This is a genomic window from Aquirufa nivalisilvae, from assembly GCF_004307455.1.
In the GTDB taxonomy this organism is placed as follows: domain Bacteria; phylum Bacteroidota; class Bacteroidia; order Cytophagales; family Spirosomataceae; genus Aquirufa; species Aquirufa nivalisilvae.
Window position 1 is genome coordinate 299,231 of the sequence record NZ_SEWX01000002.1, and the last position, 16,786, is coordinate 316,016.

At 39.2% G+C, this 16,786-nt stretch carries 13 protein-coding genes; 9 read left to right on the forward strand and 4 right to left on the reverse strand.

The window, feature by feature from the left end; genetic code table 11:
* Positions 1-37 precede the first annotated feature (37 nt).
* The 7 genes from EWU22_RS04670 (at position 38) to accD (ending at position 10,090) form a co-directional block, all read left to right on the forward strand.
* Positions 38-406: a response regulator gene (locus EWU22_RS04670; protein WP_109322198.1), complete on the forward strand. Its 369-nt coding sequence runs from the start codon at positions 38-40 to the stop codon at positions 404-406.
* Between the two features lie 13 nt (positions 407-419).
* Positions 420-1,184, forward strand: coding sequence for an MBL fold metallo-hydrolase (locus tag EWU22_RS04675; RefSeq protein WP_130924688.1), 765 nt, complete (start codon positions 420-422; stop codon positions 1,182-1,184).
* The gene (locus EWU22_RS04680; RefSeq protein ID WP_130924608.1) at positions 1,184-1,831 is read left to right on the forward strand and encodes an HAD family hydrolase; all 648 of its coding nucleotides are present in this window, start codon (positions 1,184-1,186) and stop codon (positions 1,829-1,831) included. The genes EWU22_RS04675 and EWU22_RS04680 overlap by 1 nt, the downstream gene beginning before the upstream one ends.
* Positions 1,832-1,971: 140 nt before the next feature.
* Complete coding sequence (locus EWU22_RS04685; protein WP_130924609.1) at positions 1,972-5,004, forward strand: SusC/RagA family TonB-linked outer membrane protein; 3,033 nt, start codon at positions 1,972-1,974, stop codon at positions 5,002-5,004.
* A gap of 17 nt (positions 5,005-5,021) precedes the next feature.
* On the forward strand, positions 5,022-6,440 hold the full coding sequence (locus EWU22_RS04690; protein WP_231962721.1) for a RagB/SusD family nutrient uptake outer membrane protein: 1,419 nt from the start codon (positions 5,022-5,024) through the stop codon (positions 6,438-6,440).
* A gap of 101 nt (positions 6,441-6,541) precedes the next feature.
* Complete coding sequence (locus EWU22_RS04695; RefSeq protein ID WP_130924611.1) at positions 6,542-9,169, forward strand: T9SS type A sorting domain-containing protein; 2,628 nt, start codon at positions 6,542-6,544, stop codon at positions 9,167-9,169.
* Between the two features lie 75 nt (positions 9,170-9,244).
* Entirely contained in the window at positions 9,245-10,090 is an 846-nt protein-coding gene (gene accD / locus EWU22_RS04700; protein ID WP_109322203.1) for an acetyl-CoA carboxylase, carboxyltransferase subunit beta, read from the forward strand.
* A gap of 56 nt (positions 10,091-10,146) precedes the next feature.
* Here accD and EWU22_RS04705 read toward each other — a convergent pair whose 3' ends face one another.
* Together EWU22_RS04705 and EWU22_RS04710 are read right to left on the reverse strand one after the other, a co-directional pair.
* Positions 10,147-10,965: a zinc ribbon domain-containing protein gene (locus EWU22_RS04705; RefSeq protein WP_130924612.1), complete on the reverse strand. Its 819-nt coding sequence runs from the start codon at positions 10,963-10,965 to the stop codon at positions 10,147-10,149.
* 40 nt (positions 10,966-11,005) lie between these two features.
* Entirely contained in the window at positions 11,006-12,097 is a 1,092-nt protein-coding gene (locus EWU22_RS04710; RefSeq protein ID WP_130924613.1) for a Nif3-like dinuclear metal center hexameric protein, read from the reverse strand.
* A 98-nt stretch (positions 12,098-12,195) separates the two neighbouring features.
* On the opposite strand from EWU22_RS04710, the gene EWU22_RS04715 reads away from it, so the two are divergent.
* On the forward strand, positions 12,196-12,636 hold the full coding sequence (locus EWU22_RS04715; protein WP_130924614.1) for an NUDIX domain-containing protein: 441 nt from the start codon (positions 12,196-12,198) through the stop codon (positions 12,634-12,636).
* Here the strand turns inward: EWU22_RS04715 and EWU22_RS04720 are convergent.
* The gene (locus tag EWU22_RS04720) at positions 12,611-13,999 is read right to left on the reverse strand and encodes a sodium:solute symporter family protein (RefSeq protein ID WP_130924615.1); all 1,389 of its coding nucleotides are present in this window, start codon (positions 13,997-13,999) and stop codon (positions 12,611-12,613) included. The two genes, EWU22_RS04715 and EWU22_RS04720, sit on opposite strands and share 26 nt — an antisense overlap.
* 74 nt (positions 14,000-14,073) lie before the next feature.
* On the opposite strand from EWU22_RS04720, the gene EWU22_RS04725 reads away from it, so the two are divergent.
* Positions 14,074-15,348 (forward strand): D-alanyl-D-alanine carboxypeptidase, encoded by a 1,275-nt coding sequence (locus EWU22_RS04725; RefSeq protein ID WP_130924616.1) that lies wholly within the window; start codon positions 14,074-14,076, stop codon positions 15,346-15,348.
* A gap of 38 nt (positions 15,349-15,386) precedes the next feature.
* Here EWU22_RS04725 and EWU22_RS04730 read toward each other — a convergent pair whose 3' ends face one another.
* Positions 15,387-16,625: an ROK family transcriptional regulator gene (locus EWU22_RS04730; protein WP_130924617.1), complete on the reverse strand. Its 1,239-nt coding sequence runs from the start codon at positions 16,623-16,625 to the stop codon at positions 15,387-15,389.
* Positions 16,626-16,786 lie beyond the last annotated feature (161 nt).

Here is a 16,786-nt window from a genome sequence, read left to right on the forward strand (position 1 = left end):
GGCATGTGCCCCTAAGCCATTTTAACAAGATTGTGTTATGAAAAAAGTATTGATTGCAGAGGATAGTTCGGTCATTCAAAATTTAGCTAGAAAGATATTAGAGTTTCAAAACTTTGAAATTCATGCAGTAAAGAATGGACAACAAGTGTTAGACGAATTAGCCAAAGCTGATTTTGATATCATTCTTTTGGATATTAACATGCCTGTCATGGATGGAATGGAATGTGCAAGAGCGGTTCGTGCTTTAGCAGATTCAGCTAAATCCAACATTCCTATGATTGCTATCACAGGTAATGCAAGAAATTACAGCATGGAGGATTTCAAGGAAGCAGGGTTCAATGATTTTTTAGCTAAGCCTTTGAATTTTGATGCACTTGTATCTCAAGTTAAAGCATTAACAGAATAACGGCATGTCGCCGATCTCGGTAGAATTTTTGGGTACGGGTACCTCACAGGGGATACCCATGATAGCCTGTTCTTGCGAAGTTTGTACTTCCTCTGATCAACATGATCAGCGTTTGCGAGTTTCTATGCACATTCAAACCCAAGGAAAAAGTTTTATCATTGATACGGGCCCTGATTTTAGGCAGCAAATGTTACGGGCAAGTATAAAGCACGTGGATGCCGTGATTTATACCCATGAACATAAAGACCATACGGCCGGTATGGATGATTTACGGGGATTTAATTATGTTCAAAAATCCAGTATTCCCTTGTATGCTCAGGTAAATGTGATTGACCAGCTTAAAAGGGAATTTGCCTATGCCTTCGGAGATAATAAATACCCAGGAGTTCCTGAAATAGAAACATTCCCCATCACGAATCAGGTATTTGAAATTCAAGGGGTAAAAATCCAACCTATTTTAGTCCGCCATTACATGTTGGATGTGTTCGGTTTTCGTTTCGGAGATTTCACCTACATCACAGATGCCAATTATATTTCTGAAGAGGAATTGGAAAAAGTAAAAGGTTCACAAGTACTGGTCATTAATGCTCTCAAGAAAACGTCCCATATTTCTCATTTTACCTTGGATGAAGCTTTGGAGGTAATAGAGAAAGTAAAGCCTGAGCGCGCTTATATTACCCATATCAGTCATCAGATGGGTCTGCATGCAGAAGTACAAAAAGAATTACCCCCACATGTTTTTTTGGCCTATGATGGCCTTCAATTAAGTTTATCATAATGCCTGTAGAAGCTGTTTTACTAGATATGGATGGAGTGGTGGTAGATAATTTACCTTACCACGTGGATGCTTGGTTGTTGTTTTGCGAGCAACATGGTATTCCATTAACTCGTGAAGTATTTTATCAAGAGCTCAATGGGATGAATTCCAAAGATACATTTGAGTGGTTTTATGGTCGCGAGATGTCTTTGGAGGAGATCGAACATTTAGAGCAAAAAAAGGAAGCAATTTATCGGGAATTTTATGCCGCACATCGCAAGGCTGCCCCAGGTTTAATTTCCTTTTTGGAAGGATTGCAGCAGCAAGGTATTGCTTGTGCTTTGGCTACTTCAGCAGGCCAAGGAAATATTGATTTTATTGTAGATGGTCTAGGGATTCGTCATTTTTTTCAGGCGATAGTAGGAGGGGCGGAAGTGAAAAAAGGGAAGCCTGATCCCGAAATTTATTTGAAAGCCGCTGATTTATTAGGAGTAGCATATGCCAACTGCTGGGTGGTAGAAGATTCCCTTCAAGGAATTCAAGCTGGCTTATCTGCTGGCATGCAAGTAGTTGGTATGACCACATCCCATACTGCAGCAGAACTGGCTCATACCCAAATCCAAGTACCTAATTTCGAGGGACTTCTGGATTTGATTCAAACCAAATAATAATTCTCTTTTTTTAGATTAATCTAAATTTTCTTGGGTAAAATTAGGATATTTCCTAATTTTCAAAACCTTTACGTTCGTAAATGGTTAATCATCATTGTTCCTTATTTTAATAATTAATTCATCAAAAACGTTACCTTATGAAAAGAAAATTATTATTCAGCCTTGGATTGGTGCTGTTCTGGATAGTTCCAGTGCTTGCCCAAGACCAAGTTATTTCTGGAAAGGTTAGCTCATCGGAAGATGGAGCAAGCTTGCCAGGAGTGAGCGTTTCCATCAAAGGAAGCTCACGTGGAATTACCACAGGTAGTGATGGTAGCTACCGTCTTTCCGTTCCTGGAAAGAATGCCGTTTTATCCTTCAGTTTTGTGGGTTTTGCAAGACAAGATGTACCTGTAGGCAACAAGTCGGTTATTAATGTATCCTTGGTGCCAGAATCAGCCAGCCTAGATGAGGTTGTTGTCATCGGTTATGGTACAGCTAAAAAGCAAAATTTAACTGGAGCTCAGGTGAATGTATCTTCCAAGGCATTGGAAAATAAGCCAGTGACCAGCTTTGAAAATTTATTGCAAGGAAAAGCTGCTGGTGTTCAAGTAACCGCTCAAAATGGTCGCCCAGGTGCGCCTGCGTTTATACGTATCCGTGGGGAAGGAACCTTAACAGCCGGTGCTCAACCTTTAGTGGTGATTGATGGTGTGCCAACTGCTAATAGCGAAGGGGTTATTGGAAGCGTGAACGTATTAAGTTCATTGAATCCGAATGACATCGAGGATATTTCCATTTTAAAAGATGCCTCTTCTGCTGCTATTTATGGTTCACGTGGAGCCAATGGGGTTATTTTAGTGACAACCAAAAGAGGTAAAAAAGGAAATGCCAAAGTGACTGTTTCAACTTCTTATGGTATCAACGAGAAGACACCAGACAATTTCCAAATGATGAACATGCGTCAAAAATTGGAATATGAAAGGGACTTAGATTATGCCAATGAATATGTTGATGCTGCAGGAATTACTAGTCCGGCAAGTGCCACACAAGCTGAGTTGGATAAAGTTTGGGCGACGTTGGAATCTAAAAAAACAGATTGGTTCAATACCTTGTTGCGTCGTGGAATGAACCAAGTGACACGCGTAGGTGTGAGTGGGGCAAGTGATATGTTTACCTATAATTTATCCTTAGAAAATCAGATCAATGAAGGTATCTTCAAATTAGCATCTGATTTATGGAGAAAGCAAGGTCGTGTAAACGTGGAATTCAAGCCGAATAATTGGGCTAAGATTGGAACGAATATCAATTTTTCTAATATTAAGACCAATGAAATTCGTGACCGTTACAATGCACAGAACCCGGCATTCGCTCTTTATGCATATAACGCTTATGAGCCTGAACGTTTAGATGATGGGACTTATAATCTAACTCATCAAGGTTTCCCAATTTCAGAAGCTTTGGAAAATAACCCGGAAAGCTTAACAACTAACACAGGTATTTCCAGCGCTTATATATCCTTAACTCCAGTGAAAAACTTTGAGTTTAGATCACAAGCTGGGGTAACTTGGGTAGATTATTATCGTGAGTCTTACATCAAGCCAAACTCCGTTTTAGATCAGTACGTGGGAGACCCTGCTGCTCGCGGCTCTAAATCAGATAATGGTTATCAGTCATTCAACTACGTATTTTCTAACACGATTAATTATACGAATACCTTTGCTGATAAACACAGCGTTCGTGCTTTAGCAGGTGTTGAGTATACCAATGACAATTACCGTTCCTTCTCTTTTAGTACCAAAGGTTTTCCTAATGGTAAAGTAAGCACTCAGGACAATGCCTCTACTCCAGTTTCAGCTACGTCAGCTAGGACAGATTGGACATTGTTCTCTTTATTTGGACGTGTGGGTTATGATTACAATCAACGCTATTTCTTAGATGCTTCGATTCGTCGCGATGGTTCCTCTCGTTTTGGAGTTGATAATCGTTACGGCTTGTTTGGATCAGTAAGTGCTGGTTGGGAAATCTCTAAAGAAGCGTTCATGGAAGACTTAACTTTCGTGAATCAACTGAAATTACGTGCTAGTTATGGTACTTCAGGTAATGATCGTATTGGTAACTATACTTCCTTAGGATTGTATCGTTATTCCAGTTATGGTACTACCTCAGCTACTTTTCCTTCTCAATTACCTAACTCAAATTTAACGTGGGAAAAATCAGCTTCTGCTAACATCGGAATTGATTTTGCATTGTTGAAAAACAAGTTGACAGGTTCTGTGGATTACTACCAAAAGAAAACGTCTAACTTATTATTTGATCGTCCAGTTTCTTCTACAACGGGTTTTTCTAGTAGAACTGAAAATGTGGGAGCTGTTGAAAATGCAGGTTTGGAATTGACGTTAAATTATAAGATTATCCAAACCAAAGACTTGTATTGGGATATCTCGGCGAACTTTACCAACAACAATAACAAGGTGGTGGAGTTGACAGAAGATAACTTAAACCGTTCTGGTAGTGTTTCTAAATTGAAAATTGGTGAGCCTATTGATGTATATTATCTAAACCGATATGTAGGTGTTAACAAAGAAACAGGCGCACCTATTTATTTAGATAAAAATGGATCAAGCACAGAAACTTGGAGTGCTGGAGATGCTGTTATTTTAAGTGGTAAATCTCGTCAAATCAAGTATTTCGGAGGTTTAGGTACTACGGTGACGTACAAAGGAGTTACTTTATCTGCTGATGCGGTGTATCAAGGTGGTCATTATATCATGAACTTCAGATGGCAAGATTTGACATCTGATGGAGAGAATGTATATCAAAATCAGGCAGTAGATGCATTGAATTATTGGAAAAAGGCAGGAGATGTAAATGTTTTGCCTGATCCACGTAAATTGTATCAATCTTTCTCTTCTGATCGCTTCTTACAAAAAGGAGATTATATCCGTCTACGTAACGTAACCTTAGCCTACAATTTACCTAGCAACTGGGTAAAGAAAGCCAAAATGCAGTCGGTACGAGTGTATGCTCAAGCGCAAAACTGGTTCTATTGGGCTCCAGAGTTTAAGGGAGATCCAGAAGTTGGGTTTGGTCAAGCAGAGAGTACTGGAGGAACAGTTCAAGGTTTATTTGCGGCTTATTCTTATCCGCAAACTAGAACGGTCAATGTAGGTTTAGATATCACATTTTAATTAGTAGAGACATGAAAATGAAAAAATTCATTCTAGCGATATGCAGTGTTTGCCTAGTGGGACTAGGCTCTTGTGAAAAAGGATTGGAACTGGGACCATATAACTCAGCAACCATCGCACAAGCTTTTGAATCGGATTCTGATTTTGCCAACGCAGTCAGAGGTATGTATGCCTCAGCTTTAGGAGGCTCTTATTTTGGAGGTTCCATGATAAGTTTACCGGATATTTTATCAGATAATGTTGTAGTAGCCCGTACGGGTCGTTTATCCAATCTTTCTTTTTACGAATGGCGGTATACAGCTGATGGAACTTGGGGATTGTTTGCTACAGCTTACACAGGTATTCGTCGCGCCAATGCCATATTGGAAAATATTGATCGTTTACCTGCGGGAGCATCCAAAGAGAATTACAAAGCTGAGGCGCTAGCTTTCCGCGCTATGGCTCACTTTGATTTGGTTCGTTTGTATGGAAAAGCTTATACTCAAGCATCAGATACAGACTTAGGAGTTCCTTACGTGACATCAACCGATGCAACATTGAAGCCAAGTAGAGAATCTGTTAAAACCAATTTCAGTAAGATTGAAACAGATTTGAAAGCCGCTGAGGCAGCTATTGGTTCAGCTAATGGTATCTATCGATTCAACAAGGCAGCCGTTTCAGCTCTATTATCTCGTGTTTACCTCTATGAAGGTAAATGGCAGGAATCAGCGGATGCTGCTACTCGTTCATTAGCTCTAAGCTCAAACCCTGGTGGTTTGGCTGATTATGCTAGAATTTGGACAGATGCGGTGAATACGGGCGTATTGCTAAAATTGCAGATTGTTGATAAAGACCGTATCACTCCGGGTGTAGAATACAGCCAAAGTTCAGCTTCTGGTGTTCGTAATGAATATGTCGTGGATCATTTATTCTTACAATCTTTCAAAGCCAATGATGTGAGAACGGCAGCTTCTGTTCGTTTGACGACCTTCAATGGCCAGCCTTACAATTCCGTGGCAAAATGGTTTGGAAGAGCTACGGGTAATGCCAACGTAATAGATTCTAAAGTGATTCGCGTAGCGGAGGTTTGGTTAAATTTAGCTGAGTCATTGGCTAATCTAGGTAAAAATGCTGAAGCCTTGACTGCTTTGAATAACTTACGTAAAAATCGTTACACGGATTTTGATGCAGGTAATTTTTCAGAATCTGGTAATGCCTTGAAAACGGCCATCGATTTAGAACGTCGTTTGGAATTCGCTTTCGAAGGTCATCGTTTGTTTGATTTGAAACGTAAAGGAAATGGAATTTCTCGTTCTTCTCGAGGTGATAAAGCGGATGGTACAGGTACTCCTGCACGTTTCTTGTCTTTAGCTGCTACGGATTACCGTTTGCAATTACCACTACCAAGCAATGAATTACGTGTTAACTCTAATATTCAACAAAATCCGAATTATTAATCGACGTATTTTGTGTGTTAATCGAAAAAGTCCCCATCAGTGGGACTTTTTTGATTAATATATTAGCAGAACATCTTTATATTTAGGAATTAATACCACTTATGAAGAAATTTCTTTACATCATATTAGGAGTGCTGGGTAGCTGGCAATTAGGTTATTCTCAACATCATGAAATGGATATCATTCCAGGTAAAATGATTGATGAATATACTCCTGAATTCACTAAAATCAAGCGTGAACTTCCTGAGGGCTATACCCAAGAGATGCAAGACTGGGTTAGAAAAAAGAATATTGAAAGTAAAAGTACTCAAAATAGAACTTCTGCCAGTGCGGCTAAATTCACCTTAAGTTTTGAAACTCCACCTCCTGCTGATGTGAGAGCCGTTTTTGAAAAAGCTGCCGAATCATGGGCTTCCATATTAAATTCGGATGTTGAAGTGAAGGTGCTTTGTCGCTGGAGAAGCTTAGCAACCAATGTATTGGGAAGTGCAGGTGCAACAGCCAACGTTCGCAATTTCCCTGGAGCGGCCAAAGTGAACACTTATTATCCCATTGCTTTAGCGGAGAAAATGGCTCATAAAAACCTGAATGGGACAGATTTTGATATCGTAGCTAATTTTAATGCGGATTATGCCAACTGGTACAAAGGATTGGATGGAGTCCCTACCATCAATCAGATTGATTTATACTCAGTAGTTTTACATGAATTTGGTCATGGTCTAGGATTTATTGGTCAAGTGGCGGTAGATAATACAACAGCCTATTACATTTATCCAGGTATTTTTGATCAATTTATGGTTAATAGTACGGGGCTTAGTTTGACAGATACCCTTAATTTTAAAAATGATTCTCCCGAATTAAAAGCGCAATTAACATCGGGAAATTTGTTCTTAAGCACAACCAAATTATTGGCAGCGAATAATAAAGAGAAAGCAAAATTATATGCGCCTAATACCTATACTCAGGGGTCTTCTATCTATCACGTCGATGCCTCAAAATACCGCCCTAAGGATCCTAATGCCTTAATGACCCCTAGTATTGCTAAGGGAGAAATAACTCGTGAGTTAGGAACTATCGTACCTGCCGCATTCAATGATTTTGGGTGGTATTCTTCCAGTATTGTACCCACTGCCGATTTATTTACCGATACGGAGGATGTTACCAAGGATTATGTATTTACAGTTAATGTATATTCGGACACCATCGTGAAAGCCAATTCGCTGAAATTGATGCTTTCTACCGACGGTACTATTCAAAATGCGACTTCTCGTCCATTAACCTTGTCTGGATCGAGCTATTCCTATACTTTGCCTAAAGACACCAAATTAAGAACCATCGCATATTATTGGTCAGCTGAAGAAGCAAGTGGAAAGAAATTTACCACACCTGCACAAGCCCCACTGATTGCTGGTACTACCACCTCAAGTTATTATAAATTTACGATTGGACAGGATACCGTAAAGCCAGTAGCGATTTATTCTAATCCACTGAAATATATTTTTTCCAATCAAACCAAAATCAATTTACCAACCTTATTGGCCAACGATAATATTGGTATAGATACGGTGTATATGGAATATAGCATCGGTTCGGGCGCTGTGATTAAATCAGGATTTATTCGCTCTACGGCAGATGCATTCAGTTATAATGGAGCGTTTAACTTTGCGACCGGCCAGATTAAGGCTGGAGATATCATTAAATATCGAGTGGTTGTGAAAGACAAGGCTAAAATTGCCAATTATGTCTATTTCCCCGCTACAGGTAACTATGAGTTTGTGGTATTGACCTCCATGGATGCTGTCAATACGTATAAAACGGATTTTGAAAATAAACCGACAGCTGATTTTTATTTGAAAGGTTTTGCTATCAATCAACCTGCTAATTTTACTTCTCTAGGTTTGAATAGTGAACATCCATATGCCAATGGTTCAGAAGAATCCTACGATAATTCTGGAGGTTCAGATAAATTCACGAATAATGATGCCATTTTATTGAAACCGATTATCGTTCGTGCTGATACCGCTCGAATTACATTTGATGAGGTAGTTTTGGTGGAAACGGCTGAGACAACTGGTACCTCATTCTTAAATGCCGATGGTACGGTAAATCGTTCTTTTTATGATTATGTGATTGTTCAAGGTTCAAAGGATGGTGGCCTTACTTGGAATAATTTACGTGATGGATGGGATTCCAATGATTATTCGGAATGGCAAAAAGCTTGGACAGGAACGAATGTAGATAAAAACGGGAACTCCACGCTCAAAGGAACGGCTACCTTATTTCAGAAAAGAGAAATTGATATATTAGGTTCAGGGAAATTTAATCCAGGGGATAAGGTTTTATTGAGATTCCGCTTACATTCCGACATCGGCGCCTACGGATGGGGATGGGCCATTGATAATTTAAATATCCAAGGTGCTCAGGCGGTCACACCACCTAAATTGGTTCTGGCAGTAGAAAATGGTACTGAAGCTACTGGATTACTTATTCGACCAAATCCAAGTCAAGGTTTATTTAGAGTGCAGTTGCCTTTAGAACAAATGGGTCAAACCGTGGAATTACATGTGGTTGATTTACAAGGAAGAGTTGTATATCAAGATCGAGTAAACGTAGGCGGTTCTATGTTAGATAGGGAGATAGAGGCAGGAAATTGGCCAACGGGGACTTATTTTTGCATTGTTAAGACCGAAAAACAACAATGGGTGAAACGAGTATTTTTGTTGAAATAAACATCTAAATAGGGAATTAGTTTTCCATGCCACCTCTTTTTAATTATCTTTGCAGTCCTTTATAAAAAAGAAAATATGTCTTGGTTTACCAGAAAAGATAAGGGAATTCAAACTCCTACCGAATTCAAAAGAGAAGCTCCAGATGGTTTATGGTATCAATGTCCTTCCTGTAAGAAGGCCATCCATACAAGAGAACATCGTTTATTTGCTTATACTTGTTCCAATTGCAATTACCACGAGAAAATAGGTTCTCAAGATTACTTTGAATTACTATTTGATCAAACCCGTTATACCGAATTAGATGCTCTAATGAGTTCAGGTGATCCATTGAATTTTGTGGATACGAAGAATTATCCTGATCGAGTAAAAGCTACTGAGTTAAAGACGGGTTTAAAAGATGCTGTTCGTTCTGCTTATGGAGAGATGAATGGCATGCCTATCACTGTAGCGGCTATGGATTTTAGTTTTATTGGAGGATCAATGGGTTCTGTTGTAGGGGAGAAGATAGCTAGAGCCATTGATTATTCTTTGGAACACAAGCAGCCTTTCTTGATGATTTCACGTTCAGGTGGTGCTCGTATGATGGAAGCTGGTTTTTCTTTAATGCAAATGGCCAAAACTTCGGCTCGTTTGGCATTGCTAGATGAAGCGAAGATTCCTTATATCTCTTTGTTGACCGATCCTACTACAGGTGGTGTAACAGCATCCTTCGCTATGCTAGGTGACTTTAATATTGCAGAACCAGGAGCATTAATTGGTTTTGCGGGACCGCGTGTGATTCGTGAGACTATTGGTAAGGATTTGCCGAAGGGTTTCCAAAGTGCTGATTTTGTATTAGAGCACGGATTCTTGGATTTCATCGTAGATCGTAAAGACCTAAAAGATAAATTGACTTCTTTGTTGGGCATGCTGCAGAAGTAATCCCAATTCAATCATCATAAAAAAAGTCTCCCGAAATTTTCGGGAGACTTTTTTATTTATTCAGCAGCTGGAGCTGGAGCAGCAGGTGCGGCAGCCGCTGCCTTGCTACGGCTTTTCTTTTCTTTCTCTGGAGGAGGAATAACATCTTCCACTCCGGCAAAAACACGACCACAGTGTTCACACACGATGATTTTCTTTTTGTCTTTGATGTCGGTTTGTCTTTGTGGAGGTACAGAACTAAAACATCCACCACAAGCACCACGCTTCACCATCACCACGGCTAAACCGTTGCGAGCGTTATCGCGTAATTTCTCGTAAGACTTAAATAAACGTGGGTCAACTAGTTTCAAAGCTTTCTCACGATCTTTCATCGCCTTTTGCTCATCTTCTTCACTTTCGTTGATGATCACTTCTAATTCTTTTTGCTTTTGCTCTAAATCTTTTTTGCGTTCAAACAAAGTAGATTCAACAGAAGCGATTTCGTCATTTTTGTTCAAAACTTTGAAATCAATTTCTTTGATACGCTTATCAGCGATCTCCATTTCTAATCCTTGAAGTTCAATTTCTTTCGAAATAGCTTCAAATTCACGGTTGTTACGCACGTTCATTTGTTGCTCTTTGTACTTCACAATTAACTTGTCAGAATCCTTTTTAGAATTTTTGTAGTTAGAAATTTGCTCTTCAAAAGACGCGATTTCTTGTTGGAATTTAGACAAACGAGTCTCTAAACCCATGATCTCATCCTCTAAATCACGTACTTCTTCGGGTAAATCACCTCTAACTTTCTTGATATTATCTAAGGCTGAATCAATGGTCTGAAGCTTTAATAATGCTTCTAACTTTTGGGCAATCGTAGTTTCGGTAGCTGTAGCCATTATTATTGTTACGTTTGAAAGTGTCTAACTCTCTTAATTCTTATGCATACCTGACCGGATTGGTCAAGGTCTCGCTTTTCAGAACGGCAAAATTACTAAAAATATTTGATAAATAAGTATGGATGGCATCCTTTATCATAACTTCGGATTCATAATGCCCTATATCACAAAGTATGCAGCTATTTTCCCCATCAAAGAACTCATGATATTTTAAATCACCCGTCAAGAATGCATCGGCACCTTGTCGTTTCGCCTCAGCAATCAAAAAGCTGCCAGCTCCCCCGCAAAGTGCAACTTTTTTGATTTTCTTACTCAATAATGGGGTATGCCTTATAGCCGTTAAATCCAACGATTTCTTTACCCATTGAATAAAGTCCTCACCCGACATAGCCTTGTCTAATTCACCTATAAATCCTGCACCCACTTCATTCCAGCGGTTGGATAAGGAATGAATAAAATATGCCACCTCTTCATATGGATGTGCTTTTTTCAATGCATGTAGTATTGTAGATTCTAGATGAGTTGGGAAAATCATATCCACTTTCACTTCTTTCACTTCAGTTGCTATGCTTCGTTGGCCTATTACCGGATTTGCCTCATTCGATGGGGTAAATCTTCCTATACCTTCCGAGGCAAAACTACAAGCCGAATATTCTCCAATATTTCCAGCACCCGCAGCGTGAAGAGCCTCGCGTACAGATTCCTGATTTTCTACTGGAACATAATAGCTGATTTGTTTTAGTGCATTTTCAGCTGGTAAAAGGACCTTGCCAGCCAAGCCTAATTTTTGAGCTAAATGATACGAAACCCCCTTTGGAGCATGATCTAAATTGGTATGAGATGCATAAAGTGCTACTGAATGTTGAATGGCTTTAATGACAGTCCTTTCCACATAATTTTTACCTGTCAAAGATTTTAAACCTTTGAACACAATGGGGTGGTGGGATATAATCACATTACAGCCTTTTTGGATGGCTTCTTCGACCACCTCTTCGGTACAATCTAGGCTTATTAATACGCCTTTTACCTCCATAGTAGGGTCTCCTACCAATAATCCTGCATTATCATAGGATTCTTGCCAAGCCAAAGGGGCCCACTCTTCCATACTCCGGCAAACGTCTGCAAGCTTCATATTCTTTTTTTAGTATACCAAAGGTAAAATTCTTTCGGGAGCTTTGAAAAAAATGGCTATATTTAAGCAGATGAACCCTATCTAATTGATTTAAACGTATGCGATGTAGACCAGCCATAGTGATCATAGAAAATGATCATGTATTATTAATGCGATACCAATTTGGCTCAGGAATGGTGTATAATTTTCCAGGTGGAAATCCAGATCCAGGAGAAATTTTCCCAGAAACCATTATTAGAGAGTGTCGAGAAGAATTAGCCGTAGAAGTAGAAGTTGGTAAGCTGCTTTTAATGGGAGAAATACCAGGTAAAGAAGATAAAAAAAGTGCCTTACACATATTATTTGAAGGGAGTATTGTTTCTGGAATTCCCATATTGCAAGCTCATGAAACAACGGCTCAAGAAATATGTTGGATTCCTATCTCCCAGCTAGCAAGTCTTCATTTATACCCGAACGTTGGGGTGGCTTTACAAGATTTGATTTTCTTGCAAAAGAAAGGGGAATATGTAGGGGCTATTCAGCAGCCTTGGGTGGATTAGGCCATACATAAGTTCCAAGGAGTAATCCAAACAAACTCGCTGCTAGACCTGGCCAAATGGAAGGAATTTCAGAGGGAGCTATAAACTGAAAATACCCCCAAACTCCTAGTCCCAAGATCATACTCAGGTGGCTACCCATTGAACTGGCTTTTTTCCACCATAATCCTGCATTGAGCGGGATGAAAAGGGAAACCAAACCAAATGCAGAAGATTCTCCTACTAATTCAAAAATATTTTGCCTTTTGACGGCCATGTAAATACAAGAGAAAGTAACCAATACGACAGATAGTCTTATGATTTGTAAGACCTTTCTGTCGGAAGGATGCTTCATCATCGGTTTGATTAAATTTTCTCCTAATACGGAAGCGGGGGCCAAAATAGCTCCACTGGTGGTACTTAATAAAGCTGAAAGCAATGCTCCCAGAAATAAAATTTGTACTCCCGTTGGCGTGAATTTCATAACCAAATGGGGAATTAAAAGCATGTCGTCCGACAATAGACTCGGGTATAAACTCACCCCCAAAAAGGCAATCAGTAAAGGGAGCATAGCGACACTTAAATACATGATTCCTGCAGAAAAACTAGCTATCCCTGCTACATGAGCTGATTTGGCTGACATCACTCGTTGGAATATATCCTGCTGAGGAATAGACCCTAAACCGATGGTAATCCAAGCGGCTAGATAAGTAAGCCAAGAAGTGGCATCTTGTTTTTGAGGAGTGAATTGGAAGAAATTATCATTTTGACGCTCAATAATGGCACCTACATCGGGTGTTTTTTGATATAGTAGAAAAGCCAAAAATGCCAATCCAATGATGAGGATGATGTTATGTAGAAAGTCAGTAATAGAAATAGACCACATGCCTCCCAGCAATGTATAGGTCATGACTAAGAGTGCACCGAATACGATTCCCCATTCCGTACTGATAGGTAAAAGCAAATGCAAGGTCAATCCCAAAGCCACTAGCTGCGCCGATATCCAACCAAAATAGGAAGGAACCATCACGATGGCAGAAAGCTTTTCAGAGAAATGGCCAAACCTTTGTCGGAAATAATCACTAAAAGTCAACACTTTTAGTGGGTATAATTTTCGGGCATAAATTGTTCCCACAATAACCAAACCCAAGGCTGCACCAAAAGGCTCTTCAATGATCGATAAAACTCCCCCATGTACGAATTCCCTAGGCGCACCTAATATGGTCTCAGATCCAAACCAAGTAGCAAAGGTGACCATGGTAGCTAATGCAAAGGGAAGGTTTCTACCGGCCAAGACAAAATCTTGGGTAGTATGTACTTTTTTACTCGCCCACCAGCCCACTGCCAAGTTCAATGCCAGATAAAAAAGTACAAATGCGATTAACATGTTGAATAGAATGAGCTTAAAAATACGTAATTTTCTTTACGCTTTTCCAATTTCAATAGTCGTATCTATATAGAATGAACCGTAAATACCCCGCTTACTTATTGTTTTTCCTTGCTTGCTTGTTTTTAAGTTCTTGTCAATCGGTCAAGATGAAAAAGGCTTTTGTACATTCAGGACTCCATCAATTACATACAGGTATTCTCATTCAAGAACAGTCGGGTAAGGTAGTATTTTCCCAACAGGCGGATCAGTATTTTATGCCTGCTTCTAATGCCAAATTATTGACATTACTCTTAGCCAAAACGATTTTGCCGGATTCTGTGCCTGCTTTTGCCTATCAGGAACAAGGCGATAGCTTGTATTTTTGGGGAACGGGTGATCCGTCGACCTTACATGCCAAATTAAGGAATAGGTCTTTGTTGAATTTTTTACAAGCTTCTAACAAAAGTTTGGTCTATGCAGATGGCGCCAAATTAGCACTTCCGCAAGGTGCGGGTTGGGCATGGGATGATTATCAAGATTATTATGCGGCTGAAATTTCATCTTTGCCACTTTATGAGAATTTAGCACATTTTACGAATCTGGGGAATGCGTGGAAAGTTCATCCCTTGCGTTTTCAATCTAGTGTAAGTATCACATTGGACAAAGATGCTTCACGGGATCGATTGAGTAATCAATTTCATCTTCCTGCCCCAGAAGCCAAAACTTCTCCCAAAAGTATCACCATTCCATACCTAACTTCACCTGAGCTTACTGCAAGATTGTTGTCTGATACCTTGCATAAACCTGTTTATTACCGAGCTATCCAACGCAATCCACATCAATCGAAATTGGTTTATGCTGCCCAATTAGATAGTTTGTTAGTCCCTTTGCTTCATAACAGCGATAATATGATTGGGGAGCAATTGATTTATTTGATGGCAGCTCAAAGAGGATGGAATGGCCCAACGAGCCAAATCATCAGTAAATTGGTACAGGAGCCAGGATTTGAGTTTTTAAAGCATGTGAAATGGGTAGATGGTTCAGGTCTTTCTCGGTACAATTTATTTCGTCCGAAAGATTTGATCCTCATTTTACAGCATTTGCAGGAAAAATTAAATGAATCAGAATGGAAGTCTCTTTTACCAGAATTGGGTAAATCAGGGACCTTAAAATCGATGAAATTGACTAATCCTCAATCCCATGCTTGGGCTAAATCGGGATCCTTTGGTAATACGTATAACTTGTCGGGCTATTACCAAAACGCTCAAGGTAAGCTGTATTTGTTTACTATTATGACCAATTTGGCCAATCAATCAGTGAGTGTCAATAAAAAACAAATTTTGGAGTTTTTAAATGTCTTGAACTAAAAGATAGTCGTCCTTTTTTGGTTAAACCTGATATTTATTTAATCATTGTTTTCAGATAGAATCATATGGATTGCATAGGCCTGTAATCCCAATATTTTGGCCATTTCACCCAGTTGAGAAATTTCTACGTGTAGACTTTCTTTATAATCGGCAAGGCAATATTTGTAGATAGCTTGTTCGATTGGATTGCTAATAAACTTACCGGCATTGGCCAATACACCATGGATAATGATGGTTTTGGGATTTAACAAATGAACTGCGATGGCAAGCACCTTTCCCATTTCATGCCCCATGTCCTGTAATAAATCAATGGCTAATTCATCACCGCGGTTGGCCGCATCAATGACCATTTCAATGTCTATTTTTTCGAAATTCTCATTAGCTAATAATGAAACATGGCCTTCTTGAATAAGTTCTTTGATTCTCTTAACTAAATAGGAAGCTTTAGTAACGGTGTCTAAGCATCCAACTTTACCACAATAGCATAATTCACCCTGTGGTCTCACTTGTATGTGAGCTAACTCTCCGGCAAATCCAGATTCACCCAGTACCACTTGACCATTCACCAATAATCCAAAGCCCACGCCATTCCAATCCATGTTAACCGTGATTGCATGTTCGATATTTTGGGCAAGGCCAAAATAATGTTCCCCTAAGGTGATTGCTTTCGTGTCATGATTAACATACGTGTTAACATTTAGTAACTTTTCAAGTTCATTAGGTAGGCTTTTACCCTCCTTGCAAAGATTGGGATAGGTATAATTAATGCCCGTTTTAGGATTGATAAGGCCGGGCATAGAAATACTGATGGCTTCAAGGTCTGTAATTTGACAAGAAGCAGATTGAAGAACCTTTAGTATTTCCTTGGTTAAGGATTCTGTAATGGGTTTATTTTCGATGACAACGGCGATTTTTTGACTAAAGATCACCTCGTTTTGTAAGTTTAGTATATAAGCTTTACTCGCATAGGTATTCATATCAATCGCCAAAACATACCTTTCGTGGGGATTGAGTCGATATAAAGCAGGTTTTCGGCCAAGCTGAACTTCAGCAGGACCTATTTCTACTAGCCATTTTTCTTTGATTAATTCTTCAATTAAACTGGTTACAGACGGAACACTCGTGTGTAAGTGTTTGGACAATTGAGCTATAGTAAAGCTACCATGCGTGTAAAGATGTTGAAGAAGCTTTCTTTTAAGTTTACTCTTTTTTAGGTCAACAACAGATTCTTTTTCTTCATGATCACTTTCAGAAATTGATTTCGACAAATCTGACATAGTTTTAGGCGTATAAATGGATTGAACAACAGCTTAATAGATCTTTTTCTAGAAAATTATGTTTAAAGTTTAACTAAATATAAACAATTCATAGAAATCTGGTATAAAACTTATGAAAATCAATCGGTTAAGTCATGAATGAAATGGAATCGAGTCTATAA

Excerpts from the sequence above, each read along its gene's own strand:
- EWU22_RS04695 (WP_130924611.1), top strand. The coding sequence starts at position 6,542 with ATGAAGAAATTTCTTTACATCATATTAGGAGTGCTGGGTAGCTGGCAA.
- EWU22_RS04685 (WP_130924609.1), top strand. The coding sequence starts at position 1,972 with ATGAAAAGAAAATTATTATTCAGCCTTGGATTGGTGCTGTTCTGGATA.
- EWU22_RS04670 (WP_109322198.1), top strand. The coding sequence starts at position 38 with ATGAAAAAAGTATTGATTGCAGAGGATAGTTCGGTCATTCAAAATTTA.
- EWU22_RS04690 (WP_231962721.1), top strand. The coding sequence starts at position 5,022 with ATGAAAAAATTCATTCTAGCGATATGCAGTGTTTGCCTAGTGGGACTA.
- accD (WP_109322203.1), top strand. The coding sequence starts at position 9,245 with ATGTCTTGGTTTACCAGAAAAGATAAGGGAATTCAAACTCCTACCGAA.
- EWU22_RS04680 (WP_130924608.1), top strand. The coding sequence starts at position 1,184 with ATGCCTGTAGAAGCTGTTTTACTAGATATGGATGGAGTGGTGGTAGAT.
- EWU22_RS04720 (WP_130924615.1), bottom strand. The coding sequence starts at position 13,999 with ATGTTAATCGCATTTGTACTTTTTTATCTGGCATTGAACTTGGCAGTG.
- EWU22_RS04715 (WP_130924614.1), top strand. The coding sequence starts at position 12,196 with ATGCGATGTAGACCAGCCATAGTGATCATAGAAAATGATCATGTATTA.
- EWU22_RS04705 (WP_130924612.1), bottom strand. The coding sequence starts at position 10,965 with ATGGCTACAGCTACCGAAACTACGATTGCCCAAAAGTTAGAAGCATTA.
- EWU22_RS04710 (WP_130924613.1), bottom strand. The coding sequence starts at position 12,097 with ATGAAGCTTGCAGACGTTTGCCGGAGTATGGAAGAGTGGGCCCCTTTG.
- EWU22_RS04730 (WP_130924617.1), bottom strand. The coding sequence starts at position 16,625 with ATGTCAGATTTGTCGAAATCAATTTCTGAAAGTGATCATGAAGAAAAA.
- EWU22_RS04725 (WP_130924616.1), top strand. The coding sequence starts at position 14,074 with ATGAACCGTAAATACCCCGCTTACTTATTGTTTTTCCTTGCTTGCTTG.